Raw genomic sequence first — 1,293 nt, forward strand, 5'->3', positions numbered from 1 at the left:
GGTGCCGAAGAACGCCTGCAGGAACAGGTTCAGCCATTCGCCGCGCTTGACCGCGCGCATCTTCACGGGACGGAACAGCGGCCACAGCACGGCGATCGCGATCACGAAGCGCAGCGTGGCGAGGATGGCGACCGGGACGAATGCAACGATGGATTTACCGATACCGACGTTGCTGCCGACGAACAGCATCGACAGGATGAGGAAGAGGGCGTAGCGATTCAAGCTGGAATCCGGAAGGCGAGTTCAGTTAGGATTGTAGGGTCGCGGTCGTAACAGCGTAAAGCCGACCTCGGTGCGGCGCGCCCGACCCGCGAAACGGCCATGCCGCGTAAGTGACGGGTAAGTTGGAGCGCTTATCGTGGACATTGCCGGGCCGCGGCTCACGTTCGCGTGACGTGGTGCGGTGCAGCATCGTGCGCAGCCCTTCGCGGCCGCGTGCGGGTGGTGGGAGACAGCGGCGCGCAGGGCGCCGGCCAAGACGACGCGCGGCGCACACGATCGCGCCGCCATGCAGAGGATTCATGTTCACCAAGGGGTTGTCGATGTCTGCGATTGAATCGGTTCTTCACGAAACCCGTCAGTTCGCGCCGCCCGCGGCGCTCGAGAAGACGGCGACCATTTCCGGCATGCCGGCCTATCGCGCGCTCGTCGCCGAGGCCGAGCAGGATTACGAAGGCTTCTGGGCGCGTCTCGCGCGCGAGGGCCTCACGTGGCGCAAGCCGTTCACCCAGGTGCTCGACGAGAGCAACGCGCCTTTCTACAAGTGGTTCGACGACGGCGAGCTGAACGCGTCGTACAACTGCCTCGACCGCCACGTCGAAGCCGGCAACGGCGAGCGCGTCGCGGTGATCTTCGAGGCCGACGACGGCACCGTCACCCGCGTCACCTATGCGGATCTTCTCGCGCGCGTGTCGCGCTTCGCCAATGCGCTGAAGAAACGCGGCATCGGCAAGGGCGATCGCGTCGTCATCTATATCCCGATGTCGATCGAAGGCATCGTCGCGATGCAGGCCTGCGCGCGCATCGGCGCGACGCACTCGGTCGTGTTCGGCGGCTTCTCCGCGAAATCGCTGAACGAGCGCCTCGTCGACGTCGGCGCGGTCGCGCTGATTACCGCCGACGAGCAGGCCCGCGGCGGCAAGACCCTGCCGCTCAAGAGCATCGCCGACGAGGCGATCGCGCTGGGCGGCTGCGAAGCGGTCAAGAGCGTGATCGTCTATCGCCGCACCGGCGGCAAGATCGACTGGCATGCGGAGCGCGACCTGTGGATGCACGAGCTCACGGACGGCGAAC

At 66.0% G+C, this 1,293-nt stretch carries 1 protein-coding gene and 1 pseudogene; one reads left to right on the forward strand and one right to left on the reverse strand.

Annotation, left to right across the window (positions count from 1 at the left end):
• A pseudogene (locus AC3IFE_RS09570) lies at positions 1-222 on the reverse strand (DMT family transporter); the annotation flags it as partial.
• 320 nt (positions 223-542) lie between these two features.
• Between AC3IFE_RS09570 and AC3IFE_RS09575 the strand changes: the two are divergent.
• Positions 543-1,293 (forward strand): AMP-binding protein (locus AC3IFE_RS09575; protein WP_489190369.1); only part of this gene is annotated, 751 nt, incomplete at its 3' end.

Source organism: Burkholderia sp. APQ4-4ca, from assembly GCF_057837105.1.